This is a genomic window from Pseudomonas sp. Emmai, from assembly GCF_055179735.1.
Genome location: NZ_CM143685.1, coordinates 846,893 through 870,968 on the forward strand (window position 1 = coordinate 846,893; position 24,076 = coordinate 870,968).

The 24,076-nt window shown below is 61.4% G+C and carries 21 protein-coding genes; 19 read left to right on the forward strand and 2 right to left on the reverse strand.

Translation table 11 applies throughout. From position 1 onward, the window contains the following. Positions 1–217: 217 nt before the first annotated feature. The 15 genes from waaF (at position 218) to ACY4LX_RS03825 (ending at position 15,984) form a co-directional block, all read left to right on the forward strand. On the forward strand, positions 218–1,252 hold the full coding sequence (waaF, locus tag ACY4LX_RS03755; protein ID WP_463259204.1) for a lipopolysaccharide heptosyltransferase II: 1,035 nt from the start codon (positions 218–220) through the stop codon (positions 1,250–1,252). Between the two features lies 1 nt (position 1,253). Then, a complete protein-coding gene (waaC, locus tag ACY4LX_RS03760) occupies positions 1,254–2,315 on the forward strand; it encodes a lipopolysaccharide heptosyltransferase I (protein ID WP_149659226.1) in 1,062 nt (353 codons plus the stop codon). Continuing rightward, the gene (locus ACY4LX_RS03765; protein WP_463259205.1) at positions 2,315–3,436 is read left to right on the forward strand and encodes a glycosyltransferase family 4 protein; all 1,122 of its coding nucleotides are present in this window, start codon (positions 2,315–2,317) and stop codon (positions 3,434–3,436) included. Before waaC ends, ACY4LX_RS03765 begins: the two co-directional genes overlap by 1 nt. Further along, positions 3,436–4,242, forward strand: a complete 807-nt coding sequence (rfaP, locus tag ACY4LX_RS03770; RefSeq protein ID WP_463259206.1) for a lipopolysaccharide core heptose(I) kinase RfaP — start codon at positions 3,436–3,438, stop codon at positions 4,240–4,242. Before ACY4LX_RS03765 ends, rfaP begins: the two co-directional genes overlap by 1 nt. Further along, complete coding sequence (locus ACY4LX_RS03775) at positions 4,242–4,976, forward strand: lipopolysaccharide kinase InaA family protein (RefSeq protein ID WP_149659229.1); 735 nt, start codon at positions 4,242–4,244, stop codon at positions 4,974–4,976. The genes rfaP and ACY4LX_RS03775 overlap by 1 nt, the downstream gene beginning before the upstream one ends. Further along, positions 4,973–5,725, forward strand: a complete 753-nt coding sequence (locus tag ACY4LX_RS03780) for a lipopolysaccharide kinase InaA family protein (RefSeq protein WP_463259207.1) — start codon at positions 4,973–4,975, stop codon at positions 5,723–5,725. The genes ACY4LX_RS03775 and ACY4LX_RS03780 overlap by 4 nt, the downstream gene beginning before the upstream one ends. Further along, positions 5,725–7,176, forward strand: coding sequence for a lipopolysaccharide kinase InaA family protein (locus tag ACY4LX_RS03785; protein WP_463259208.1), 1,452 nt, complete (start codon positions 5,725–5,727; stop codon positions 7,174–7,176). The genes ACY4LX_RS03780 and ACY4LX_RS03785 overlap by 1 nt, the downstream gene beginning before the upstream one ends. Positions 7,177–7,297: 121 nt before the next feature. Beyond that, entirely contained in the window at positions 7,298–7,633 is a 336-nt protein-coding gene (locus ACY4LX_RS03790; RefSeq protein WP_178129125.1) for a YceK/YidQ family lipoprotein, read from the forward strand. Between the two features lie 173 nt (positions 7,634–7,806). Beyond that, positions 7,807–9,564, forward strand: coding sequence for a carbamoyltransferase family protein (locus tag ACY4LX_RS03795; protein WP_133837954.1), 1,758 nt, complete (start codon positions 7,807–7,809; stop codon positions 9,562–9,564). Continuing rightward, positions 9,548–10,678 (forward strand): glycosyltransferase, encoded by a 1,131-nt coding sequence (locus ACY4LX_RS03800; protein WP_149659233.1) that lies wholly within the window; start codon positions 9,548–9,550, stop codon positions 10,676–10,678. The genes ACY4LX_RS03795 and ACY4LX_RS03800 overlap by 17 nt, the downstream gene beginning before the upstream one ends. Continuing rightward, a complete protein-coding gene (locus tag ACY4LX_RS03805; RefSeq protein WP_463259209.1) occupies positions 10,678–11,574 on the forward strand; it encodes an antimicrobial resistance protein Mig-14 in 897 nt (298 codons plus the stop codon). Before ACY4LX_RS03800 ends, ACY4LX_RS03805 begins: the two co-directional genes overlap by 1 nt. An 8-nt stretch (positions 11,575–11,582) precedes the next feature. Then, positions 11,583–13,007, forward strand: a complete 1,425-nt coding sequence (locus tag ACY4LX_RS03810; protein ID WP_463259210.1) for a PIG-L deacetylase family protein — start codon at positions 11,583–11,585, stop codon at positions 13,005–13,007. A gap of 58 nt (positions 13,008–13,065) precedes the next feature. Then, entirely contained in the window at positions 13,066–13,986 is a 921-nt protein-coding gene (locus ACY4LX_RS03815; protein WP_149659236.1) for a DUF6625 family protein, read from the forward strand. Then, on the forward strand, positions 13,949–15,103 hold the full coding sequence (locus ACY4LX_RS03820) for a glycosyltransferase family 4 protein (RefSeq protein ID WP_463259211.1): 1,155 nt from the start codon (positions 13,949–13,951) through the stop codon (positions 15,101–15,103). The genes ACY4LX_RS03815 and ACY4LX_RS03820 overlap by 38 nt, the downstream gene beginning before the upstream one ends. Then, positions 15,100–15,984, forward strand: a complete 885-nt coding sequence (locus ACY4LX_RS03825; protein WP_463259212.1) for a glycosyltransferase — start codon at positions 15,100–15,102, stop codon at positions 15,982–15,984. Before ACY4LX_RS03820 ends, ACY4LX_RS03825 begins: the two co-directional genes overlap by 4 nt. A 25-nt stretch (positions 15,985–16,009) precedes the next feature. On the opposite strand, the gene ACY4LX_RS03830 is transcribed toward ACY4LX_RS03825, so the two are convergent. Then, positions 16,010–17,224 (reverse strand): acyltransferase family protein, encoded by a 1,215-nt coding sequence (locus ACY4LX_RS03830; RefSeq protein WP_463259213.1) that lies wholly within the window; start codon positions 17,222–17,224, stop codon positions 16,010–16,012. Then, positions 17,224–19,089 carry an O-antigen ligase family protein gene (locus tag ACY4LX_RS03835; RefSeq protein ID WP_463259214.1) on the reverse strand — a complete coding sequence of 622 codons (1,866 nt, stop codon included), beginning with the start codon at positions 19,087–19,089 and terminating at the stop codon, positions 17,224–17,226. The genes ACY4LX_RS03830 and ACY4LX_RS03835 overlap by 1 nt, the downstream gene beginning before the upstream one ends. A gap of 156 nt (positions 19,090–19,245) precedes the next feature. Between ACY4LX_RS03835 and msbA the strand changes: the two genes are divergently transcribed. The 4 genes from msbA (at position 19,246) to hldE (ending at position 24,065) form a co-directional block, all read left to right on the forward strand. After that, positions 19,246–21,048 (forward strand): lipid A export permease/ATP-binding protein MsbA, encoded by a 1,803-nt coding sequence (msbA, locus tag ACY4LX_RS03840; RefSeq protein WP_463259215.1) that lies wholly within the window; start codon positions 19,246–19,248, stop codon positions 21,046–21,048. Positions 21,049–21,232: 184 nt separating this feature from the next. After that, positions 21,233–21,937 carry a sulfotransferase family 2 domain-containing protein gene (locus ACY4LX_RS03845; protein WP_463259216.1) on the forward strand — a complete coding sequence of 235 codons (705 nt, stop codon included), beginning with the start codon at positions 21,233–21,235 and terminating at the stop codon, positions 21,935–21,937. Continuing rightward, entirely contained in the window at positions 21,930–22,541 is a 612-nt protein-coding gene (gene cysC / locus ACY4LX_RS03850; protein WP_149659243.1) for an adenylyl-sulfate kinase, read from the forward strand. The genes ACY4LX_RS03845 and cysC overlap by 8 nt, the downstream gene beginning before the upstream one ends. 102 nt (positions 22,542–22,643) lie before the next feature. Then, a complete protein-coding gene (hldE, locus tag ACY4LX_RS03855) occupies positions 22,644–24,065 on the forward strand; it encodes a bifunctional D-glycero-beta-D-manno-heptose-7-phosphate kinase/D-glycero-beta-D-manno-heptose 1-phosphate adenylyltransferase HldE (protein WP_463259217.1) in 1,422 nt (473 codons plus the stop codon). The last annotated feature ends 11 nt before the right edge of the window (positions 24,066–24,076 follow it).

Genomic DNA, 24,076 nt, shown 5'->3' on the forward strand with positions numbered 1-24,076 from the left:
TTCGCAACCCAGCGGGAGCAAGCTCCCTCGCCACGAGATTTATGTAAATTGACACAGATGTCATAAATACAATGTGTATAAATTGACTCGAATATGCATGAAATTGATCCGACGAGCCCCAACCGGCTCGTCCAAATGACCTGCCGGCCAAGGCTGCAGGTGCTGGATTCTCGAGGCGGGGAGGCGTATGCCTCCCCGGTTCGTTTTTGGAAACCACATGAAAATTCTGATCGTTGGGCCCAGTTGGGTCGGTGACATGGTGATGGCGCAGACACTGTTTCAGTGTCTCAAGCAACGCCACCCGCAGTGCGAAATCGACGTGCTGGCCCCCGAGTGGAGCCGGCCGATCCTTGAGCGTATGCCCGAAGTGCGTCAGGCCTTGAGCTTCCCGCTCGGCCACGGCGCCCTTGAGCTGGCGACCCGTCGGCGCATCGGCAAATCCCTGGCCGGCCAGTACGACCAGGCGATCCTGCTGCCCAATTCCCTGAAGTCGGCGCTGGTGCCGTTCTTCGCCGGCATCCCGAAACGCACCGGCTGGCGTGGCGAATTCCGCTACGGCCTGCTCAATGACGTGCGCACCCTGGATAAAGAACGCTACCCGTTGATGATCGAGCGCTTCATGGCCCTGGCCTACGAGCGTGGCGCTGAGCTGCCGCAACCGTATCCACGGCCGAGCCTGCAAATCGACCCGGTCACCCGCGAAGCCGCGTTGGCCAAGTTCGGCCTCGCGCTGGACCGTCCGGTGTTGGCCCTGTGCCCTGGCGCCGAGTTTGGCGAGTCCAAGCGCTGGCCGTCCGAGCACTACGCCAAGGTCGCCGAAACCAAGATCCGCGAAGGCTGGCAAGTCTGGCTGTTCGGCTCGAAAAACGATCACGCGGTGGGCGAAGACATCCGCGCGCGGCTGATTCCCGGTTTGCGTGAAGAGTCGGTGAACCTCAGCGGCGGCACGTCCCTGGCCGAGGCCATCGACCTGATGTCCTGCGCCGATGCCGTGGTGTCCAACGACTCCGGCCTGATGCACGTCGCCGCTGCGCTGAACCGTCCGCTGGTGGCGGTCTACGGCTCGACCTCGCCGGGCTTCACGCCGCCGCTGGCCGAGCACGTCGAGATCGTGCGCCTGGGCCTCGAATGCAGCCCGTGCTTTGATCGCACCTGCCGCTTCGGCCATTACAACTGCCTGCGTCAGTTGGAGCCGCAACCGGTTAATGAAGCCTTGCAGCGGTTGCAGGGCACTGTGGTCGAGGTCAATTAGTTTGCGGGTACTGTTGATCAAGACTTCATCGCTGGGCGACGTGATTCACGCGTTGCCAGCGTTGACCGACGCGGCGCGGGCGATCCCCGGCATCACATTCGACTGGGTGGTGGAAGAAGGCTTCGCCGAGATTCCGACCTGGCACCCGGCTGTGGGCAAGGTGATCCCGGTGGCGATCCGGCGCTGGCGCAAAAACATCTGGCAGACCATCAAGAGCGGCGAGTGGAAACGCTTCAAACAAAGCGTTCGCGCCACTAAATACGATTTGGTGATCGACGCCCAGGGCCTGCTGAAAAGCGCCTGGCTGACGCGCTACGTCAAGGCACCGGTGGCCGGGCTGGACAAGGATTCGGCCCGCGAACCGATGGCTGCGCGTTTCTACTCCCGACGTTTGTCCGTGGGCCGTGGTCAGCACGCGGTCGAGCGAGTTCGTCAATTGTTTGCGTTGGCTCTGGGCTACGACTTGCCCAAGGGCCTGGGCGATTACGGCCTGAGCGTCGAGCGCCTGGTGGAACTGCCGCGCAAGAATCCGTACGTGCTGTTCCTGCACGGCACCACGTGGGACACCAAGCACTGGCCCGAAGCCTACTGGCGCGAGTTGGCCGAGCGTGTCGGTCACCTCGGCGTGGCGGTGAAGCTGCCGTGGGGCAATCCGATCGAGAAGGCCCGCGCCGAGCGCATCGCCGCCGGTTTCCGCCATGTCGAAGTGCTGCCCAAATTGAACCTGGCCGGTGTCGGCAAGGTTTTGGCCGGCGCGCAAGCGTGCGTGGCCGTGGACACTGGCCTCGGTCACTTGGCCGCCGCGCTGGACGTGCCGACCCTGTCGCTGTTCGGCCCGACCAACCCGGGCCTGACCGGCGCCTATGGCAAGGCGCAGATTCACATCGCCAGCGACTTCCCCTGCGCGCCGTGCCTGCAAAAGAAATGCACCTATCAACCGACGGCCGAAGACGCCCGTCAGTTCGACCTGAAACGCGAGTGGCCTCTGTGCTTCACGCGTCTGAATCCCCAGCGTGTCGCCAGCCGACTGAGCACGTTGTTACTGGCTGAGGAGCTGCGCTGATGCAATTGGCTTTTGTCCTTTATAAATATTTCCCGTTTGGCGGTTTGCAGCGCGATTTCATGCGCATCGCCCTGGAATGTCAGCAGCGCGGGCATCAGATTCGCGTCTACACGCTGATCTGGGAAGGCGACGTGCCGCCGGGTTTTGAAGTGCTGGTGGCGCCGGTCAAGGCGTTCTTCAATCATCGACGCAACGAAAAACTCAGTGAATGGATGGAGGCCGACCTTGCCAAGCGTCCGGTGGATCGCCTGATCGGTTTCAACAAGATGCCGGGCCTGGACGTCTACTACGCCGCCGACGGCTGCTTCGAAGACAAGGCGCAGAACCTGCGCAACTCGCTGTACCGGCGCTGGGGCCGCTACCGGCACTTCGCCGAATACGAGCGCGCGGTGTTTGCCAAGGACGCCAAGACCGAAGTGCTGATGATTTCCGAAGTGCAGCAGCCGCTGTTTATCAAGCATTACGACACGCCGCTGGAACGCTTCCATCTGCTGCCACCGGGCATTTCCCAGGACCGTCGCGCGCCAGCGAATGCGGCTGAGATTCGCGCCGAATTCCGTCGCGAGTTCAACCTCAAGGATGACGATTTGCTGCTGGTGCAGATCGGCTCCGGGTTCAAGACCAAGGGTGTGGATCGCAGCCTCAAGTCATTGGCGGCGTTGCCCGCTGATCTGAAGAAACGCACCCGGCTGTTTGTAATTGGCCAGGATGACCCCAAATTGTTCCAGATGCAGAGCGCCACACTGGGGCTCGGCGACAACGTGACGTTCCTCAAGGGTCGCAGCGATATCCCGCGTTTCCTGTTGGGCGCCGACCTGTTGATCCATCCGGCGTACAACGAAAACACCGGCACGGTGCTGCTTGAAGCGCTGGTCGCCGGGTTGCCGGTGCTGGTCAGCGCGGTCTGCGGTTACGCCCATTACATCGCTGAGGCCGACGCCGGCCTGGTGCTGGACGACCCCTTCGAGCAGGCGCAACTCACGCAGTACCTGACCGGTATGTTGAATGACGCTCAAGCACGGGCGGCCTGGAGCCGCAACGGTCTGGCCTTCGCCGAGACGGCCGACCTCTACAGCATGCCGCAACACGCGGCCGATGTGATTCTGGCGGAGCACGCTTAATGAAGTTGATGCTGGCTGAACCGTTCAAAAGCCTGTGGGCCGGACGTGACCCGTTCGCCGAAGTCGAGGGCTTGCAGGGCGAGGTGTACCGCGAGCTTGAAGCGCGCCGGACCCTGCGCACTGAAGTGAACGGCAACGGGTTTTTCGTGAAAATCCACCGTGGCATCGGCTGGGGCGAGATCTTCAAGAACCTGCTCACCGCCAAGCTGCCGGTACTCGGCGCGGGCCAGGAATGGAAAGCCATCCAGCGCCTGCAAGACGTCGGCGTGCCGACCATGACCGCTGTGGCGTACGGCGAGAAGGGCAGCAACCCGGCGGACCAGCACTCGTTCATCGTCACCGAAGAATTGGCGCCGACCGTCAGCCTCGAAGATTTCAGCATCGATTGGGTCAAGAGTCCGCCTGAGCCGAAACTCAAGCGCGCACTGATCGCCGAAGTCGCGCGCATGACCGGCATGATGCACCGCGCCGGGGTCAACCATCGCGACTGCTACATCTGCCACTTCCTGCTGCACACCGACAAACCGGTGACGGCCGACGACTTCAAGCTCTCGGTGATCGACCTGCACCGCGCCCAGACCCGCCCGGCGATTACCCAGCGCTGGCGCAACAAGGACCTGGCGGCGCTGTACTTTTCGGCCCTGGACATCGGCCTGACCCAGCGCGACAAATTGCGTTTCCTCAAGGGCTACTTCCAGCAGCCATTGCGCCAGATCCTGGCCGAGGAAGCGGCGCTGCTTGCCTGGCTCGAAGGCAAGGCCAACAAGCTTTACGACCGTAAACTGCGATACGGGGATGCGCTCTGATGCCGGGTTGGAGACTGGAACCTGCTTACAGCGATCTGGCGGAAGATTTTGGCAGTCTTGAGGCGGTCTTCGCGCTTCAGGGCGAGCGCCTGACGCGCGACCCGTTGTCCGAGGTGATTCGAGTCGAGCGCAACGGCGTCAATTATTACGTCAAGCGCTACGTCGGCGCTGGCAAAGGCCTGCGTCGTTACCTGGGCAAGCCACGAGTGAAAGCCGAATGGCAGAATCTCAAGCGCTTCGCCAAGTGGGGCATCCCCACCGCCGAAGTGGTGGCCTGGGGCCTGGAACGTCGTGGTGCGGCGTACGACCGTGGGGCGATGATCACCCGCGAGTTGCCGCACACCGAAGACTTGTCGGCGCTGGCTGACCGGCATGACCCGAAACTGGCGGATCGCGCCTGGGTCGACGGTGTCAGTCGGCAGTTGGCGGGTTACACCCGGACCATGCACGACAATCGCTTCACTCATAACGATTTGAAGTGGCGCAACCTGCTGATCGATGACGAAGCCAAACTGTTCCTGATCGATTGCCCCAACGGCGATTTCTGGCGCGGCTTCTGGCTCAAGTACCGCATCACCAAGGACCTGGCCTGTCTCGACAAGGTGGCCAAGTATCACCTGTCCGCTACCCAGCGCCTGCGCTTTTACCTGCAATATCGCGGACGGACCCGGCTCAACGCGGCCGACAAAAAACGCATCCGGCACGTGGTGAGATTCTTCGAGGGACGCGAATGACTGATTTTCTGGCCGCTGAAGACCAGGCGCTGCTTGAGCGCCATGGTCTCAGCACCTTCGACGCCCTCTGGGCCAAGCAGCTCGACGCGGTGGATGAACCCAACACCGCGGGTGGCGGCTGGAGCAGTGTGTTTCGGCTGGACCTGGAAGGTCAGGGCTTTTACCTCAAGCGCCAGAGCAACTACCTGACGCGGACCTTGCATGCACCGTTCGGCGAACCGAGTTTTGCTCGCGAGTTTCGTAACATCACCCGCTATCAAAAGATGGGCATCCCGGCGCTGCAAGCGGCGTTCTTCGGTGAGCGCAAGGTCGACGGCGAAGTCCGGGCGATTCTGCTGACCCGTGCCCTGGATGGCTGGGATGACCTGGATTCGCTGTTGCAGCGCTGGTCGGACCTGAGCCAGGCGCAGCACTCGGCGATTCTGCACGCCTGTGGGCAACTGGCGCGGCGCCTGCATGGCGTGCGACAGGTCCACGGTTGCTTCTACCCCAAACACATTTTCCTGCGGGCCACCGGCGACGGTTACCAGGCGCAATTGATCGACCTGGAAAAGACCCGGCCCTTGCTGTTCGGCCAGCGTGACCGGATCAAGGATCTGGAACCGTTGCTGCGTCGGGCGCCGGAATGGACCGAAAGCCAGCTGCGCGAGATGTTGGCCAGCTATGTGGATCAGTCGCCAGCCAGTTCGCTGGTAGACACCTGGGTTTCACGACTCACCGCGCGGCGCAGTCACAAGGAGACGCGTTGATGCGTTTGTCCGACCTGAAAAACGCCGGCCGCAGCCCGAGCCTGCCGTTGAACATTCCATTGGCCGATGCCGCCGGGCCTGCCGAGTTGCAACTGTTGAGCCTGCTGCGGGTGTTGCCGGGGCAGCGTTATGTGGGCGCGGGCGTCTGGCGCGGTCGGCCGGTGCTGGCCAAATTGCTGGTCGGCAGCAAAGCGGCGCGGCATTTCCAGCGTGAGCGCGATGGCGTGCGTTTGCTCGCCGATCAGGGCCTGACGACGCCGCAGTTGTTGGCGGATGGGCTGAAGGATGGCGAGGGCGGCTGGCTGCTGTTCGAGTTCATCGAAGGCGCCGAGAGCCTGGGCGAGACCTGGAAAAAAGTTGAACACCAGCCAGTGCTGGCAGACATGCAAGGTGCCGTGCTGGCCGAGGCGTTGGGCGCCATTGGTCAAATGCATCGCAAAGGCCTGTGGCAGGAAGACTTGCATCTGGACAACCTGCTGCGTCAGCGCGGTCGGTTGTACCTGATCGATGGCGGCGGCGTCTGCGCCGAAACCCCTGGCCAGCCGCTGTCGCGACAGAAAGTCCTGGAAAACCTCGGGGTGTTTTTCGCCCAGTTGCCCAAGTCGCTGGAACCGTTCACCGAAGAACTGCTGGTGTATTACCTGTTGAGCAACGGCGAGCACGCGTTGCCGATGGAAGCCTTGCAGAAGCAGATCGACAAGGTTCGGCGCTGGCGCTTGAAAGACTTCCTGATCAAGTGTGGCCGCGAATGCACGCTGTTCAGCGTCCAGCGCGGGGCCTTCGGCTTGCGGGCGATTCGTCGCGAGGAAGAAGCCGCGATGGTGCCGGTGCTGGAGCAGGCCGATGCCTTGCTCGATCAGGGCCACTTGTACAAGACCGGCGGCGCGGCGAGCGTCGGCAAGGTCGAGGCGGGCGGGCGCACGCTGGTGATCAAACGCTACAACATCAAGGGCTTTGCCCATTGGCTCAAACGCTTCTGGCGCCCGAGTCGCGCCTGGCATTCCTGGCGCGAAGGCAATCGCCTGGCGTTCCTGGGTATCGCCACGCCGAAGCCATTGGCGGTGCTGGAGAAGCGTTTTCTCTGGCTGCGCAGCCGGGCTTATCTGGTGACCGAGTACCTGTCGGGGCCGGACATCATCGAGCGCTTTGCGCCGTATGTTGAGAGTGGTGCTGCGCCGGAAAATGAACTGCTGGCGCTGGATCATCTGTTCGCCGAACTGATTCGCGAGCGGATCAGCCATGGCGATTTCAAGGGTCACAACCTGTTCTGGCAGCAGGATCGTTGGGCGCTGATCGATCTGGATTCGATGTGTCAGCACGGCTCGGCGGGCAGCTTCGCCCCGGCGTATGCGCGGGATCGGGCGCGATTCATGCGCAACTGGCCTGAGAGCAGCGCGCTGTATCAGGTGATTGATCAACGATTGCCGAAGGACATCTCCAGCCCGGTCTGAATCCCGATCCGTCATCGGAGGACAAGTTCTTAAGAACTGTCCTACATGATCCACAGACCCCATGAACTGTGCCCTGAACAACCCCGATGCTAGTTTGCCTGACGATTTCGACAGGCAGATTTTGATGAAGAAAATGGCGGTTGTACTGGGCGCATGTTCACTGACCTTATCCGGCTGCGGCACCGCGCTGACGGTGCTGCAAGACGACGCCGACGCCGCTCGCGGCCTCAGGAAACAAAAGACCTATTGCCAATCCATCCCCCGCGTCTACAGCGGCCTGGCCTATGACTTCTGCGTACTGAACGCACCGCCCGACCCCACCGGGGTTCTGGTGCCGCTGGTGTTGCTGGATTTGGGGCTGTCGGGGGCCTTGGACACGGTGGTCTTGCCGTACACGATCTATCGGCAGGGCACCGACGGCAATATCGCGATTTATTGGCGGGCGGGGCGTGGGTAACCACTGACGGCAGGCTTTGGCCTGGTCCTTCTTCAGCGGCTGATAACCGCAGGGTCATTCCCGCCATGTTTACGCTATAATCCCGCCCTTTAGCTGTCTCTCGCCCCTTGCGAGGGCACATTAATTTTTGAGGCGCTTGTCGCCTGAATGCAGACTAAAGAGGCTAGACCCCTGTGGCATTGACGATTCTTGGCCTGTCCGGCGCCCTTAGCCATGATCCTTCCGCAGCCTTGTACATCGACGGCAAGCTGGTCGCGGCGGCTGAGGAAGAGCGCTTCGTACGCGATAAACATGCAAAGAACCGCATGCCCTACGAATCGGCGAAGTTCTGCCTCGAACAGGCAGGCATCAAGCCGTCCGACGTTGACGTGGTAGCGATCCCGTTCGCCCCGATCAGCCTGTTCGGCAAGGCGCGCTGGCACTATGCCAAGCGTTACTGGTACGCCCCGGACCGCGCCCTCGACGCGATCCTGATGGGCAACCGTCGCTACAAGCGCTATCGCAACAAGATCGTGTTCTGCCTTGAACAACTGGGCTTCGACCCGAAGAAAATCAAGATCGAGCCGGTCGAGCACCACCTGGCCCACGCCTCCAGCGCTTACCACTGCTCCGGTTTCAAAGAGAAAACCGCGATCCTGGGGATCGACGGCAAGGGTGAGTACGCCACGACCTTCTTCGGTTATGGCGAAAACGGCAAGATCCACAAGATCAAGGAATTCTTCGATCCGGACTCCCTCGGCGGCCTGTATGGCGCGATCACCGAGTTCCTCGGTTTCGAGATGCTCGACGGCGAGTTCAAGGTCATGGGCATGGCGCCGTACGGTGACGCCAGCAAATACGATTTCTCGCGCCTGGCGTCGTTTGAAAACGGCGAACTGGTGATCAACACCGACTACGCCAACGTCATCGGCCTGCGTCGTTATAAAGAGAAGGGCAAAGGCTTCTACTTCTCGCCGAAGCTGATCGAGTGGCTGGGTCCCAAGCGCGAAGGCGACATCGCCGACGAGCCGTACATCCACTACGCCGCCAGCATGCAAGCGCTGTTCGAAAAGATCTCGCTGCAGATGATCGACCACTACCTGGGCGACGTGCTCAAGGAAACCGGCAAGCTGGCCTTCGCTGGTGGCTGTGCGTTGAACGTCAAGCTGAACCAGAAAATCATCGCCCGCGACGACGTCAAGGAACTGTTCGTGCAGCCTGCGTCGGGTGACGCCGGTACGGCGGTGGGTGCAGCGGCCTATGTGTCCCACGCCCGTGGCGTACCGGTCGAGAAGATGGAACACGTCTACCTCGGCCCGTCCTACAGCAACGAAGACGTGATCGCCGCGTGCGCCCGTCACCCGAGCAAGCCGGCCTGGCGCAAGATCGAGAACATGCCGGAAAACATCGCCAAGATCATGGTCGACGGCAACCCGGTGGCCTGGTTCCAGGGACGCATGGAGTTCGGTCCGCGTGCCTTGGGCGGTCGTTCGATCATTGGTTGCCCGAGTGCCACCGGCGTGGCTGACCGTATCAACCACCAGATCAAGTTCCGCGAGCGCTGGAGGCCTTTCTGCCCGTCGATGCTCGACACCGTGGCCCCGCAGATGATCAAGGTCGATCACCCGGCGCCGTTCATGACCTTCACCTTTGAAGTGGCGGAGGAGTGGAAGACCCGCGTGCCGGAAGTCGTCCACGAAGACGGCACGTCCCGGGCCCAGGTGCTCAAGCGCGAATACAACCCGCGCTACTACGACATGATGAAAGCGCTGGAAGTGCTGACCGGCAACGGCGTGTCGCTGAACACCTCGCTCAACCGTCGTGGCGAGGCAATGATCTGCTCGCCGACCGACGCCCTGAACATGTTCTTCGGCTCCGACCTGCAATACCTGATCATGGAAGACATTCTGGTGGTCAAAGAAGGCGCGGACGCTTATGACACGCTCGGCTGAACGCCATGTGCTGCAGTTCTGCCACGGCTATGACGGGCCGTTCCTGGACTGCGCCCGGCAATACGCCAGCCTGTTCGCGGGGACTGGCTATCGGGTGACCACGGTCTTCTTGACCGGGGCCGCCGATAGCGAAGTCGCCGCGGGCTGCGCTTCCGACGAAGTGCTGTTCATGGAATACAGCTCCAAGGCCATTCGCGGCCTGAAGCTGGGCGCCATCGGCGATCTGCGCAAGATCGCCGCCTCGCGCAACTTCAGTTTCTGCATCGCCCATCGCTTCAAGCCGATCTACATCGCCTTGCTCGGCACCTCGTTGCCGGTGATTGGCGTGCACCACGCGTTTGGCGATTACAAACGCGGTACGCGCAAACTGTTCGCGCACATCTTCCGCAAGCGCTTGAGCCTGCTCGGCGTGTCCGATGCGGTGCGCGACGACATGCGCCAGTGCCTGCCGAAATGGCCGGCGGCGCGGATTCAGACGCTGTACAACCGTATCGACGTGCAGGCGTTGCAGGTCACTCAGGTGTCGACTCGCGAGGCCCGGGAAACCCTAGGTCTGGCGGCGGACGCCTGGGTGGTCGGCAACGTCGGGCGGCTGCACCCGGACAAGGATCAGGCCACGCTGCTCCACGGTTTTGCCGCAGCGTTGCCGGGTTTGCCGGGCAATAGCCAACTGGTGATTCTCGGTTCCGGTCGCCTGGAGCAAAACCTCAAGGACCTGGCCCGTGAACTCGGGATCGGCGATCGCGTGCTGTTCCTCGGCCAGGTGCCCGACGCCCGACGTTACTTCCGCGCTTTTGATGTATTTGCCCTGAGTTCCGATCACGAACCGTTCGGCATGGTGCTGCTCGAAGCCATGGCCGCCGGCGTACCGTTGCTCGCCACGGCCTGTGGCGGGGCGAAGGAAGTGGTCGAAGGCGTGGGCATTCTGTTCCCGCTGGGCGATGCCGAGCACCTGGCGCAAGGGTTGCAACATTTGGCCGCGATGAACGAGCAGCAACGTCGCCAGTGTGCCGAGCTGATGCTCGACCGCTTGCGTGAGCGCTTCTCCGACCGCGCGGTACGCGAGGCTTTCTGGCATTTGCCGCACGTTACCGAACTGGCACAGAGGGGCTGATGCTCAACCGATTTCAAGGCTGGCGCGAACGAGGCTGGGCGTCGGTTGACGCCTCGACGTATGCCGATGCCTGGCAGCGTTTTGGCGGCAGTGTCGCTACCCATCCCATCGTCGTCGAGCGCCTGGCCGCGCTGGCGCAGATTCCGGTGCGCTACCTGGCCTGGGAGCACGATGGCGACATCAAAGCCGCGATCCCGACCTGGGGCCGCGACCTCGCACTGTCCAAGGACGTGCTCAAGCGCAGCGGCAAAAAAGGCCTGTTCGACCTCGGCAACGCCGAGCTGATCCTGCCGGCCGCCGCCGAGACCCAGGCCCCGTTGCGTCATCGCGGGCGTTACTTGTCCGCACTGAACGAAGGCCGCTTCACCGGCATCAAGTTGCAGACCGAACAACTGGCCATGGCCCGCACGCCCGAAGAACTGTCGAAGAAGTTTCGCTACAACCAGCGTCGCGAATTGCGCCTGCTGGAAGAGGCGGGTGGCGTGGTGCGGCCGGTCAGCGAGTTTTCCAGCAGCGAACTGGCGGCGATTTACTGCGACCTGTTCCAGCGGCGTTGGGGCTTCCCGGCGACCGGCGCGGCGCGCATGGCCGAGGTGATCGAGTTGCTGCGCGAGTTGCTGATCGGCTCGGTGATATTCCTCAACGAGGCGCCGATTGCGATTCAACTGGTGTATCGCGTCGAAGCCCCGGAGTGGATCAGTGTCGAGTACATCAATGGCGGCGTCGACCCGGAAACCCGCGAGTTCAGCCCCGGCAGCGTGCTGAGTTTCCTCAATACCCAAAGCGCCTGGGAACACGCTCGCGCGTTGGGTAAACCGTTGCGGTTTTCCTTCGGTCGGGCCGACCGTGAATACAAGGACCGCTGGTGCAATCCTGTGCCGGTCTTCACCGTATGAGCCAACCCATGAGTCGCAAACAGCAACTGCTCAAGCGTCACCGTCGCAACAAGCGCATCGGCCTGCTGATCGCGCTGGCGCTGTTGATCGTCATCGGTCTGCTGGTGGCCTGGTGGTTGCCGCTGGTGCTGGCGGTCCTGGGCTGGATCGCCCACGAGGCGTGGTTTGCCGACCATTTGTTCTATTCGCCCAAAGACGATTACCAGTACAGCTTCCCGCCCTACACCCAGCGGCCCAAGGTCCATCTGGTGGGCGAGCATCTGCGGCTGGATGAAGGCGTGATGCTGGTCGACGACGCCACGCTGGTCCTGGCGTTGCGGGTCAAGAGCACCTGGCTGGGCCGTTTTATCGACCCGGTGATCGAGTTGGCGGGTGGTAACCACCCGGACCGGCAAACCTTCGAACGCGGCGTCGATGGCCTGCGCTACTTGAACCTGACGGGTCAGTCGCACGTGCTGTCCCAAGGGCAGTTGCGTTTGCGCGGGCGCTTCTGCCGGTTGCTCGGCGAACCGGTGCTCTGGGCCTTTGAACAACCGGATTACCACCGTCAGCGGGTCATGGTGATCGCGCCCCACGCCGACGACGCCGAACTGGCGGCCTACGGTTTGTACAGCCAGGCCAATGAAGCCTGGATCGTCACCCTTACCGCCGGCGAAATCGAAGCCGAACATTATCAGCAGATGGGTCTGAACAAGGTTGAAGCGGCGCGGCTCAAGGGCCGCTTGCGCGCCTGGGACAGCATCGCCGTGCCGCGTTGGGCTGGCGTGCCGCAAGAGCATTGCGTGCAGTTGGGTTATTTCTGCCTGCAACTGGCGGCCATGAAAGCGGCGCCATCGCAACCCATGGGATCACGGGAAGCGGAGCTGGGCGACACCCGCCTGTTCCGCCAGTTGAACCCGTTTACCCTGCCCGGTGACGCCGACGGTGCGCCGACCTGGAACAACCTGCTGGCCGACCTGCGTGAAGTGCTGTTGCGAGCCCGTCCGGAGGTGATCGTGCTGCCGCACCCGACCCTCGATCCGCATCCCGATCATATCTGCGCCCAGGAAGCGGTCCTCGAAGCGCTCCGTGGCCTGGACTGGCAGCCGACGCTGCTCGGCTACGCCAATCATCTGCACTACAACGATCGCTGGCCGATGGGCAATGAGGGCCATGGCGTCGCGCTGCCGCCGGCGTTCGATTCGTCCATGCCCATGCAGCCGTGCTGCCTGCCGATGTCCATTGAGCAACAGCGCGACAAGGCGATGGCGCTGGGGATGATGCATGACCTGCAACCGCCCATGCCGTTCAAGCGACGTTTGCGCCGCTGCATACAGCGACTGTTGGCGGGGCGGGTACCGCCGACTTATGGCGAGAACGAGTTCTTCCGCAAAGCGGTCAGACGCCATGAATTGTTGTGGGTTTTGAAGCATACAGATACATCTGCACAGTAAAAATGAAGCATGACGCGGTTTAGCATGGCGTCAAATCAACCAGCCGTGACTTTGTGTAATGGACCAGCGCCCGCGTATTCTTTTTCTGATTCCTTACTTCGGCCAATGGCCGTTCTGGATGCCGTTCTTTCTGGAGAGTTGCAGGCGTAACGCCGACATCGACTGGTTGCTGTTCAGTGACTGCGGCACGCCTGAAAATCTGCCACCCAATGTCACCGTCGAGGCCATGACCTTCAGTGATTATTGTGCGTTGGTCTCGCGGCGCTTGAAGATCGACTTTGCGCCCACTGCCGCTTACAAGCTGTGCGACATCAAGCCGGCGTTGGGGCATATTCATGTCGACCGCCTGCAAGGCTATGATTTCTGGGCGTTTGGCGATATTGATCTGGTGTATGGTGACCTGCGAAGTTACTTCACCCCGGATCGCTTGGCCGGTTATGACCTGTTTTCCACCCATGAGCGGCGGGTTGCGGGGCATTTGTGCCTGATGCGCAACACCGCGCGCAAGCGTGAGTTGTTCATGCAGATCAAGGGTTGGCAGAAGCGTTTTACCGACCAGGAGCATCACGCGCTGGACGAAGGGGCCTTCAGCCGTATCTTCCACTGGCGCAAGAATTTTCCCGAGCCTCTGTTCACCCTGGTGGGCAAGCTCAATCCGTGGCGTCGCCGCAGCGAGTTCACCGAGGCCTTCAGCACGCCGGGTGGCTGCATCAAATGGCATGACGGCACGGACGATTTTCCGCGTCACTGGTATTGGCGCGATGGCAGTTTGAGCAATGATCGCGATCGCGATGGCGATCGCCGGTTTCCGTACTTCCACTTCGTTTGCTGGAAACGCAACGAGTGGTCACGGTTGACCCCACCCGATCCAGCCGAGGTCAGGCGCCTCGCCGCCGAACCGGTCTGGGTCATCGATGCGACTGGTTTCCACGGGGAGAGTTATGAGTCAACGGTCAAAGGTTCTGCAACTGCAGCCTGACTACAACGTCAAAGCCCATGATTTTGCCGACCTGGCAGAGCAGATCGTCAAGGCGCTACCAAGCGATCGCTATGAGGTGACTGCCGCGTTCCTGCGCGGCAAGCCGGGGCCAGGCGAGGCGGTGAGCCGTGCCGACCGTTCGGTGTATTTCGAGTTTTCCGACAAATCCCTCAAGGGCATGCGCCTGCGTGCGATGTGGGCGTTGTACAAGTTTTGCCGCGCCGAAAAATTCGACGTGGTGATCTGCAACCGTTTCAAACCCGTGAACATGATGCTGACGCTCAACCGTTGGCTGAAAGTGCCGCTGTGCATCGGCATCTCCCACGGTTTCGGCGAGTACGACCGGTTTTACCGGCGCCGCCAGACCCAGCGCCTGGTGGATCGTCACTGGCGCTTCGTCGGCGTCTCGCCGGCGGTCAAGCAGTACCTGTTGGATGCCGACTGCGGCTTTACCGACCAGAACACCTACGCCATTACCAACGCCATCGACATCGAGCAGGCCGAAGGCTTGCAGCACAGCCGCGAGCGCGCCCGCGAGATGCTGGGCATCGATCCGTCGGTGCGACTGATCGGCGCACTGGGCCGTCTGGTGCCGGTCAAGGGTCACACCTATCTGTTGCAAGCGTTTGCCGCGCTCAAGGACAAATACCCCGACACCCAACTGGCGATCATCGGTGCCGGGCGCGAAGAAGCGAAGCTGGCGGCCGAGATCGAACGCCTGGGCCTGACCGGCCGGGCGCACCTGCTGGGCTTCAAGGAAATCGCCTTGCAGTACATTCGCGCGTTCGATGTCTGGACCATGCCGTCCCTGGCCGAAGGCCTGGGCCTGGCGCTGCTCGAAGGGATGAGCGGGCATCTGCCGGTCATCGCTTCGAACGTGCCGGCGATGCTGCCGCTGATCGAGGGCGCCGGTGGTCTGGCGATTACCCCGAAAGATGTGCCAAGTCTGGTCGCGGCGCTGGATAACTACCTCGCCCTGTCGGATGAAGAACTCAAGGCCAAGGGCGAGCAGGCGTTCCGATATCTGCAGACCGAACACGACATCGAGGTGTTCCGCCAGGAATACCTGAACCTGATCGACTCCGGCCTGGAACAGGCTCGCAAGGAACCCAAATGAACGACGCGCAACCCATCGTCACGGTCATTATCGCGTCGTACAACCACGCTCCCTACATCGAGGAAAGCATCCTCAGCGTCGTCAACCAGACCTATCCGAACATCGAATTGCTGGTGGTTGATGATGGTTCAAAAGACGACAGCGTCGAGCGCATCAAGGCGTTGCAGGCGCAGCATGGCTTCGACTTTCGGGTCCAGGAGAATCAGGGGCTGACCAACACGCTCAACGGCGCGATCGCCCGCTCCAAGGGCAGCCTGATCGTGCCGTTCGGTTCCGATGACATCATGTTGCCGGAACGCATCGCCACGCAGGTGGCGTACATGGATGGCAAGCCCGAGGTCGGCATTTGCGCCGGCAACATCGAGCTGATCGACGCCGACGGCAATCTGTACCCGGAGAAACGCCAGCGCCGGGATGTACCGTTCCGTCGTCTGGATTTCGATGACATGTTCCTGGAGCGCAAGCCCTATCCACCGGCGCCGACCCTGATGATCCGTCGTGAAGCGCTGGACAAGGTGGGCGGGTTCGATCCGAACATCCGCCTGGAGGATTTGCTGATCGAACTGAAGGTGACCCGTGCCGGTTACTTCATCGATGGCCTGAATGTGCTGATGGCGCGCTATCGCAAGCACGCCACCAATTCCTACAAGAACCACCGCTTCATGATCGACAACATCCTGCGGTCCTACGCGCTGTTCAGCGATCATCCGCTGTACGACGAGGTGCGCTACAAGTTCCTCAGCTCGATGTTCCTGAAAACCGCCAACCGCGACCGCAAACTGGCGCGGGAGCTACTGTCGCAGATCCCGTTCAAGGCCTGGAACAAGAAGACCTGGCGTGGTCTGGGGCGACTGTTCTTTTCGCCGCTGGAAAAGGACTGAATCCGCTGAGGAAGATCGCTCGATGTTATCGAGCGAACTTTTCTCTCAGGCTCTTTGTCATCCGACCCTGACGCAACCACTTCAGGACGTGCTTGCCGGCGTTGATGCCAGGCTTTTCGATGTACAGGAAGGTCGCGCTGCTGATGATGATCAGCAGGCACGCGCACAGCGCCATCATCGGCAGGAAGGTCCAGGTTTCACGCGTATCGATGGGCAGTATGTGTGGCAGACGCTGCAACATGATCCAGAGCAGGAAACCGTGCAGCAGGTAAGTGCTGTAGCTGATTTCTCCGAGCCAGCGGATGCTGCGCGGCTTCAAGGCGCCGAATAGCGTGTGCCCCGACGCCACGATCACGAAAAACACCGACATCAGCAACAGCGGAATCAGGCTGAACGCCCGGTTGAAAGCGGTAAAGGCAATCGCGAGGGCGAGCAACGCGATAATGCCCGCCAGTCGTGTTTGGCTCCAGGCCACCAGTTGCGGGCGGCGTACCCAGTACGCGGCACCGATGCCACCGAGGAAGCTGGCCAGAAAGTGCTTCTTGAGCGAATGCTCCCAGCCGACGACCTGGTACAGCGCGTAAATGCCGACCAGGCACAACACCACTTGTAGCCAGCTACCGCGATAGATGAACACCATCGCGGCCAAGGGCAGCGCCAGATAGAAAAACACCTCGTAGCCCAGGGTCCAGGTGACGTTGGAAATCAGCATGCCGGTCTGGTGGTACTGGTTGATGTCCGGGCGGTCGAAGGTCAGCCAGGCCAGAATCTGCCCGGCGAGCCGGAAGCCGGTCTCCTTCAGCTCCCAGTTCTGCATATGGAAGACGGAGACAAACACCAGCAACATCAGTGGCAGGTACAGCGGGTAGAGGCGAAACAAGCGGGAGACCGCGAAGGCCAGCCAGTCATGTTCGCGCCCTTGGGTGAGCAGTCGGCTCCAGAACAGAAAACCGGTGATCATGAAAAACAGCGCGACACTGCCCTGGCCAAGCTGCGAGTAGAAGTTGCTCGGTGGAAAATCAATCACGCCGGTGCGCAGAAAGATCCAGGTAATGATCGAGTGGTGTACAAAAACCCCAAACGCCAGATAGCCACGCAGGCCGTCGATGCTGGCAAAGCGACTTTCGCCGGAATGCTGCAGGTGCCGGGCGATTTTCGGAACGGCGCGCAGCAGTAACGCGGCGGTCACGATGGCCACCAGGTAGGCGCCCAGCGCGATGAAGGGGTTGGTTTCGGTCATCAATGAGCCTTGGCCGTGTTGCTGGCGGCCAGCACTTGCCTGTGCAGGTTGTCTACGGCGGATGTGGAGGCGGTGGCGGCGTATCCCTGGAGCAGCGCCTGGAAGTGATCCTCGAACAGCCAGCGCCGATCCTCGTTGTAGCGTTGCATATGGCGCAAATTACGTTGACGCAGCGACAGGCTCAATGACGACGGGTAGATGCGCATGTCGGCCAGATCGATCAGGCCGAACTCGCCGTCGCTGAGCACCAGTACATTGCCCAGGTGCAGGGAGCGGAAGTACACGCCTTGCTCATGCAACTGCGCCATGAACTTGCCAAAACGCTCCACCAGTGCCTGACGCACCGCCGGTGCGGTGATCCCTTGCAGGACCTGGCGCAGGGTGTTGCCGGGCAGTGGCGAGTAATGCACGGCACTGCTGCCGTCTTCGAGGCGATACAGGCCCAGGGTCTGTGGGGTTGGAATGCCCAGGGTCCGCAGTTGCTCGCTGTTGATGGCAAAACGTTCGGAATAAGGGTTGAAACTGCCCGAGGTGTACCAGCGGCGACGGCGGAACAACTTGAGGAAACTGCCATCGACCAGGCGCAGCACTTTCGGCCCGAGGCCATCCTCTTCGATTACCTGGGCATTGGCAGTCATGTGCTCGAATGCCATTGGCGTCAGCCCGTTGACCGGCGTGGCCAGCAGGCGCCTGGCGCGTTGGTTGATGCTCAGTGCGGCGATCAGCGCCAGGGGGATCCACAGCAGGAACCAGTGCTCCTTGGGACGGGAAATGATGCCGCCGCCCTCGGTCAAACCCGCACCGATGCCGAATATCAGCCAGGTAGAAGCGACGATAAACAGTGGCTGCACACGATTGCGCCAGCTGCTCAGCAGGGCCCAGCCCTGAAAGAACAGCCAGGGCAACAAGCCTAGAATGCCGACGTAATAGAGCACGCCAAGGGCAAAACTATGGGGTTCTTGCAGGTTGTAGCCGACGCCGGGGTCGAGTGACAGGCTGGCGTTGTAGCCATGGCCGATCCACGGGTGCTCGGCAATTCGCTGCAGCACCAACTGCCAGATTTCGAGGCGGAAGGAGTCGCCTCGCTCAACGATCATCCGCGAAAACAGCACGCTGACCCCGAGTCCACTGACGATCAGGGCGGCGAGCAATACGATCGAGCGACGATTCCAGCAGATGAAACTCAGCCACAGCGCTGCCAGCGTCAAGGCCACCAGTGGGGTTCTGGAGCCCGTAGCGATGACCGCGGCGAACATGATGGCCATCGCCGGAAGGCTGAGCCAGAGCATCTGCCGCCGCTTGCAGGTCATGCTCAGGCTTAACCAGTAGGCGCAGAAAAAGCCGAAGATGTGCGAGCTGAGCAACGGGTTGTCGAACGCACCGCCACCAATCAGACGCATGCCCGGCTGATAGATATGGGCAAACATGAACAGGTTGTAGACCGAGGCAATCAACCCGACCAGCGCGGCACTGAACAGCAGCGGCTGGATGATTTCGCTGCGATGGCGCACCAGCAGATAGGAACCGGCGAACAGCAGCAGCGTATGCAGCGCCGGCTTGAACTGGGCGGGGATGCTCTCGTCATCCGCCGGTCCCCAACACAGGCTCAGCAGGGCCCAGGCAGCGAACAGCAATAGCGCGACAAACACCGGCTCACGCACCAATTCCTTGAGTTCCCGCGGTCGCAGGCACAGGGCAATCAGCGATGGAATGCTAAACAGGCCATAAAACAGCTTATGGTGAAGACTGCGCCCGGGCAGAAAGAACAGCGCGCACAGGAGCAAAAGATAGCCCAGTGGAAGTATCCACAGGCAGATGAAGTCGAAAACTCGATTGGACGTGCTGTTGAAACCGCTGAGTTGCATGCTGAGAGATTCAATCCTGAAGTTGATCGGCCATTTCGGGGTGATGGCTATTTGATGCTGAATGCAGTGCCTAACAATAACAGCCTTTATGCGTTTGCCAGAACCCTGAAGAAGCTGTGCTAAAGTCAGCGTCCTTTTTATCGACATTCGCGTGATATGACCGACTCCAGTCTCTCCGCAAGCCCATCGAGCTTGAAAATCTACTTCCGTCTGCTCGGCTATGTCCGGCCGTATATCAGCCTGTTTCTGATCAGCATTGTCGGCTTTCTGATTTTCGCCTCGACGCAGCCAATGCTCGGCTACATCCTCAAGTACTTCGTCGATGGCCTGTCCAATCCGGAGGCTGTGCTGTTTCCGACCGTGCCCTACCTGCGCGACCTGCAACTGCTGCAGGCGGTCCCGTTGCTGATCATCCTGATCGCGGCGTGGCAAGGTTTCGGTTCCTACCTGGGCAACTACTTCCTGGCCAAGGTTTCCCTCGGGCTGGTCCATGACCTGCGGGTGCAGTTGTTCAACAACCTGCTGGTGCTACCGAACCGGTATTTCGACAAGCATAACTCGGGTCATCTGATTTCGCGTATCACCTTCAACGTGACCATGGTCACCGGGGCGGCCACAGATGCGATCAAGGTCGTAATCCGTGAAGGCATGACGGTGATCTTCCTGTTCGCCTCGCTGCTGTTCATGAACTGGAAGCTGACGCTGGTGATGATCGCGATCCTGCCGCTGATCGCCGTCATGGTGCGCACCGCGAGCAAGAAATTCCGCAAGCAAAGCAAGAAGATCCAGGCCGCCATGGGCGACGTGACCCACGTGTCGTCGGAGACGATCCAGGGCTATCGCGTGGTCCGCAGCTTTGGCGGCGAAGTCTACGAGCAGAAACGCTTCCTGGCCGCCAGCCAGGGCAACACCGACAAGCAACTGCGCATGACCCGTACCGGCGCGATCTACACGCCGCTGCTGCAACTGGTGATCTACAGCGCCATGGCGGTGCTGATGTTCCTGGTGCTGTACCTGCGCGGCGATGCTTCGGCCGGTGACATGATTGCCTACATCACCCTGGCCGGCCTGCTGCCCAAGCCGATCCGCCAGTTGTCCGAAGTCAGCTCGACCATCCAGAAAGGCGTGGCCGGTGCCGAGAGCATTTTCGAACAGCTGGATGTCGAGCCGGAAATCGATACCGGCACCATTGAGCGCGATGCGGTCACTGGTCGCCTGGACGTGCGCCACTTGAGCTTCACCTACCCGGACACCGATCGCCAGGTCCTCAACGACATCAGCTTCTCGGTTGAACCGGGGCAGATGGTGGCGCTGGTAGGGCGCTCGGGCAGCGGCAAGTCGACCCTGGCCAACCTGATCCCGCGCTTCTATCACCACGACAAGGGCGAGATCCTGATCGATGGTGTTGAAGTCGAACAATACAAGCTGTTGAACCTGCGCAAGCACATCGCCCAGGTCACCCAGCATGTGACGCTGTTCAGCGACACCGTGGCCAATAACATCGCCTACGGCGATCTGGCCGGCGCGCCCCGTGAAGACATCGAGAAAGCGGCGAAAGACGCTTATGCCATGGACTTCATCGCGCAGTTGCCCGAAGGCCTGGACACTCAGGTCGGCGAGAACGGCGTGTTGCTGTCCGGCGGTCAGCGCCAGCGCCTGGCCATTGCCCGGGCACTGCTCAAGAACGCACCGCTGTTGATCCTCGACGAAGCCACCTCGGCCCTTGATACCGAATCCGAGCGGCATATCCAGGCAGCACTGGACCAGGTCATGAAAGGCCGGACCACCCTGGTGATCGCTCACCGTCTGTCGACCATCGAGAAGGCTGACCTGATTCTGGTCATGGACCAGGGTCGGATCGTCGAGCGCGGCACCCATGCCGAGTTGCTTGCACAGAACGGCTACTATGCCCGCTTGAACGCCATGGGCCTCGACGCCCCGGCAGAAGACATCGCCTGACCTGCGCGAGGGTGAGCGTGTCTCACCCTCGCTCACCGCAAGTGCAAGGCTTGCGGTGATTTGTATCGGCATGCTTACCCGTCTTGACCAAACCTGAATAAATCTCTGCACCGCGCTTGTTAAGGTTCCTGAACGAACTTCTGACTTTCATCGAGGGGGTCATCCCCGTCGCGCGGGTACTGTCATGTTGCAACGCTATCTCTGGAAACTGTTGCCCAAGCAGCAGCGGGCCTTCCTGCTGGGGCGCCTGTCGGTCGTCGATCGCCAGGTTGTGAACAAGTCGATGTCAGCCAATCTGCAATTCCCCCCGTCCTTCGCCCGGCACGCCTGCCTGTTCATTCACGTCCCTAAATGTGCCGGAAGCAGTGTATGTGCCGCGCTATTCGACGACTGGAGCCCCGGGCATTTGCCGTTGTACTGGTACGAAGAGCAATTTCCCGAGGCGTTTGCCGCCAGTTTCAAGTTCGCCTTCGTTCGCCATCCGCTGGAAAGGGCCTACTCGGCTTACGCATTTCTGCGCGGCAATGAGCTGGGTCGGCGCGATCACGCTGCGCAGAAACTGGTCAATCAGTACCGCGACTTCGATGACTTCGTGGCGCGTTGGCTGCATCCGGAGACGATTGGCCGACAACTGCATTTTGCCGCGCAAACGGATTTTCTCACCGATTCCCTGGGGCATCTGGCCTTGGACTTTATCGGCTATCAAGAACATCTGGCGCGGGATTTTGCGCTGGTTTGCGAGCAGTTGAAGCATCCGGTGGCGCTGCCCCATATCAACAGTTCGCAGCAGCGTCAGCCCAGGCTGGCCCGTGACTTCTGTTCGGTGCGGACCCGGCGCCTGGTGCGCCGGGTTTATCAGCGCGATTACGAGATGCTCGGCTATGAATGAGGCCCCGTCGATGTCAGCACCCATGCCTGGGATTCGCCCCTATGGATTGGCGCTGTCGAGCCAGGCCCGGGCCGCGCTCAAGTCCCAGCGTCCGCGTTGCCTCTGGTTGACCGGGTTGTCCGGGGCGGGCAAGTCGACGCTGGCCAATGCCCTGGAGCTGCAACTCAATCAACGTGGCCTGCACACCTTTATCCTCGATGGCGACAACCTGCGCGGCGGCCTGTGCAGCGACCTGGGGATGGGGGCTGATTGTCGCCGGGAAAACATCCGGCGTATGGCCGAGGTGGCGCGGCTGATGGTCGATGCCGGGCTGATTGTGATCGTGGCGGCGATCTCGCCGTTTCGCGCCGAGCGTGAGGCGGCGCGGCAGCTGTTCGCCGAAGATGACTTCATCGAGGTCTACGTGAGCACGTCCTTCGCGGTCTGCGCGCAACGCGACCCCAAGGGTTTGTATCAGGCCGCCCTGCAAGGCCGGATCAAGGACTTCACCGGCATCGACAGCCCGTATGAGCCACCGCTGAGCGCAGAGTGCGAGATCGACACGCAGCGCCTGGCGCTGGAAGACGCCTGCGCTCGGCTATCGAGTTTTTTGCTCAATAAATGATCAAAAAAACCTGTCAATTCATCCTGTTGCAGCCGTCGCGCAAGCCTGTGCCAACCCTGTGGTAATATCGCGCCCCTGTTCATTTTGTATGTGGGTTGCTCCATGAAGTTGTCCATGCCGCGATTCGATCAAGCCCCTGTCTTGGTGGTCGGCGATGTCATGCTCGACCGTTACTGGCATGGTGGTACCTCACGGATTTCCCCTGAGGCGCCGGTGCCGGTGGTCAAGGTCGAGCAAATCGAGGACCGCCCGGGCGGTGCCGCCAACGTTGCCCTTAACATTGCCGCCCTCGGCGCCCCGGCCTCGCTGGTCGGCGTGACCGGCGACGACGAAGCCGCCGACAGCCTGGCCAACAGCCTCAAGGGCGCTGGCGTGCGGGCGTTGTTCCAGCGCATCGCGCACCAGCCGACCATCGTCAAGCTGCGGGTCATGAGCCGTCACCAGCAACTGCTGCGGATCGACTTCGAAGAACCGTTCGCCACCGACGCCCTGGCGCTGGGCGAACAGGTTGAAGAACTGCTCGAAGGCATCAAGGTGCTGGTGCTGTCCGACTACGGCAAAGGCGCGCTGAAAAACCATCAGGTGTTGATCCAGGCCGCCCGTGCCCGTGGCATTCCGGTGCTGGCCGATCCCAAGGGCAAGGATTTCTCGATCTACCGCGGTGCGAGCCTGATCACCCCGAACCTCAGCGAATTCGAAGCCATCGTCGGCGGTTGCGCCGATGAGCACGAACTGGTGAGCAAGGGCGCGGCCCTGATGCACGACCTCGACCTCGGCGCCTTGCTGGTGACCCGTGGCGAACACGGCATGACCTTGTTGCGCCCGGATCATCCGGCGCTGCACCTGCCGGCCCGCGCCCGTGAAGTGTTCGACGTGACCGGCGCCGGCGACACGGTGATTTCCACCCTGGCGGCGGCGATTGCCGCTGGCGAAGAACTGCCCCACGCGGTGGCCCTGGCCAACCTGGCGGCGGGCATTGTGGTGGGCAAGCTCGGTACGGCGTGCATCAGCGCACCGGAACTGCGCCGCGCCATCCAGCGTGAAGAAGGTTCCGAGCGCGGTGTGCTCGGTCTTGAGCAATTGCTGCTGGCGGTCGACGATGCCCGTGCGCATAACGAGAAGATCGTCTTCACCAACGGCTGCTTCGACATTCTGCATGCCGGCCACGTGACCTACCTTGAGCAGGCGCGGGCCCAGGGCGATCGTCTGATCGTCGCAGTCAACGACGATGCCTCGGTAAGCCGCTTGAAAGGGCCGGGTCGCCCGATCAATAGCGTTGACCGGCGCATGGCGGTACTGGCCGGTCTGGGCGCAGTGGATTGGGTCATCAGCTTCCCTGAAGGCACCCCGGAAAACCTGCTGCGCGAGGTCAAGCCGGACGTGTTGGTCAAGGGCGGGGATTACGGGATCGACCAAGTGGTCGGCGCAGACATCGTCAGCGCTTACGGCGGCACGGTGAAAGTGTTGGGGCTGGTGGAAAACAGCTCGACCACGGCGATTGTCGAGAAGATCCGCAATAACTGACTGCGGTTGAT

What these genes read in the sequence shown, in the direction of transcription:
- waaF (WP_463259204.1), top strand. Translation starts at nt 218, where the DNA reads ATGAAAATTCTGATCGTTGGGCCCAGTTGGGTCGGTGACATGGTGATG.
- ACY4LX_RS03765 (WP_463259205.1), top strand. Translation starts at nt 2,315, where the DNA reads ATGCAATTGGCTTTTGTCCTTTATAAATATTTCCCGTTTGGCGGTTTG.
- rfaP (WP_463259206.1), top strand. Translation starts at nt 3,436, where the DNA reads ATGAAGTTGATGCTGGCTGAACCGTTCAAAAGCCTGTGGGCCGGACGT.
- ACY4LX_RS03775 (WP_149659229.1), top strand. Translation starts at nt 4,242, where the DNA reads ATGCCGGGTTGGAGACTGGAACCTGCTTACAGCGATCTGGCGGAAGAT.
- ACY4LX_RS03780 (WP_463259207.1), top strand. Translation starts at nt 4,973, where the DNA reads ATGACTGATTTTCTGGCCGCTGAAGACCAGGCGCTGCTTGAGCGCCAT.
- ACY4LX_RS03785 (WP_463259208.1), top strand. Translation starts at nt 5,725, where the DNA reads ATGCGTTTGTCCGACCTGAAAAACGCCGGCCGCAGCCCGAGCCTGCCG.
- ACY4LX_RS03800 (WP_149659233.1), top strand. Translation starts at nt 9,548, where the DNA reads ATGACACGCTCGGCTGAACGCCATGTGCTGCAGTTCTGCCACGGCTAT.
- ACY4LX_RS03805 (WP_463259209.1), top strand. Translation starts at nt 10,678, where the DNA reads ATGCTCAACCGATTTCAAGGCTGGCGCGAACGAGGCTGGGCGTCGGTT.
- ACY4LX_RS03810 (WP_463259210.1), top strand. Translation starts at nt 11,583, where the DNA reads ATGAGTCGCAAACAGCAACTGCTCAAGCGTCACCGTCGCAACAAGCGC.
- ACY4LX_RS03815 (WP_149659236.1), top strand. Translation starts at nt 13,066, where the DNA reads ATGGACCAGCGCCCGCGTATTCTTTTTCTGATTCCTTACTTCGGCCAA.
- ACY4LX_RS03820 (WP_463259211.1), top strand. Translation starts at nt 13,949, where the DNA reads ATGAGTCAACGGTCAAAGGTTCTGCAACTGCAGCCTGACTACAACGTC.
- ACY4LX_RS03825 (WP_463259212.1), top strand. Translation starts at nt 15,100, where the DNA reads ATGAACGACGCGCAACCCATCGTCACGGTCATTATCGCGTCGTACAAC.
- ACY4LX_RS03830 (WP_463259213.1), bottom strand. Translation starts at nt 17,224, where the DNA reads ATGACCGAAACCAACCCCTTCATCGCGCTGGGCGCCTACCTGGTGGCC.
- ACY4LX_RS03835 (WP_463259214.1), bottom strand. Translation starts at nt 19,089, where the DNA reads ATGCAACTCAGCGGTTTCAACAGCACGTCCAATCGAGTTTTCGACTTC.
- msbA (WP_463259215.1), top strand. Translation starts at nt 19,246, where the DNA reads ATGACCGACTCCAGTCTCTCCGCAAGCCCATCGAGCTTGAAAATCTAC.
- ACY4LX_RS03845 (WP_463259216.1), top strand. Translation starts at nt 21,233, where the DNA reads ATGTTGCAACGCTATCTCTGGAAACTGTTGCCCAAGCAGCAGCGGGCC.
- cysC (WP_149659243.1), top strand. Translation starts at nt 21,930, where the DNA reads ATGAATGAGGCCCCGTCGATGTCAGCACCCATGCCTGGGATTCGCCCC.
- hldE (WP_463259217.1), top strand. Translation starts at nt 22,644, where the DNA reads ATGAAGTTGTCCATGCCGCGATTCGATCAAGCCCCTGTCTTGGTGGTC.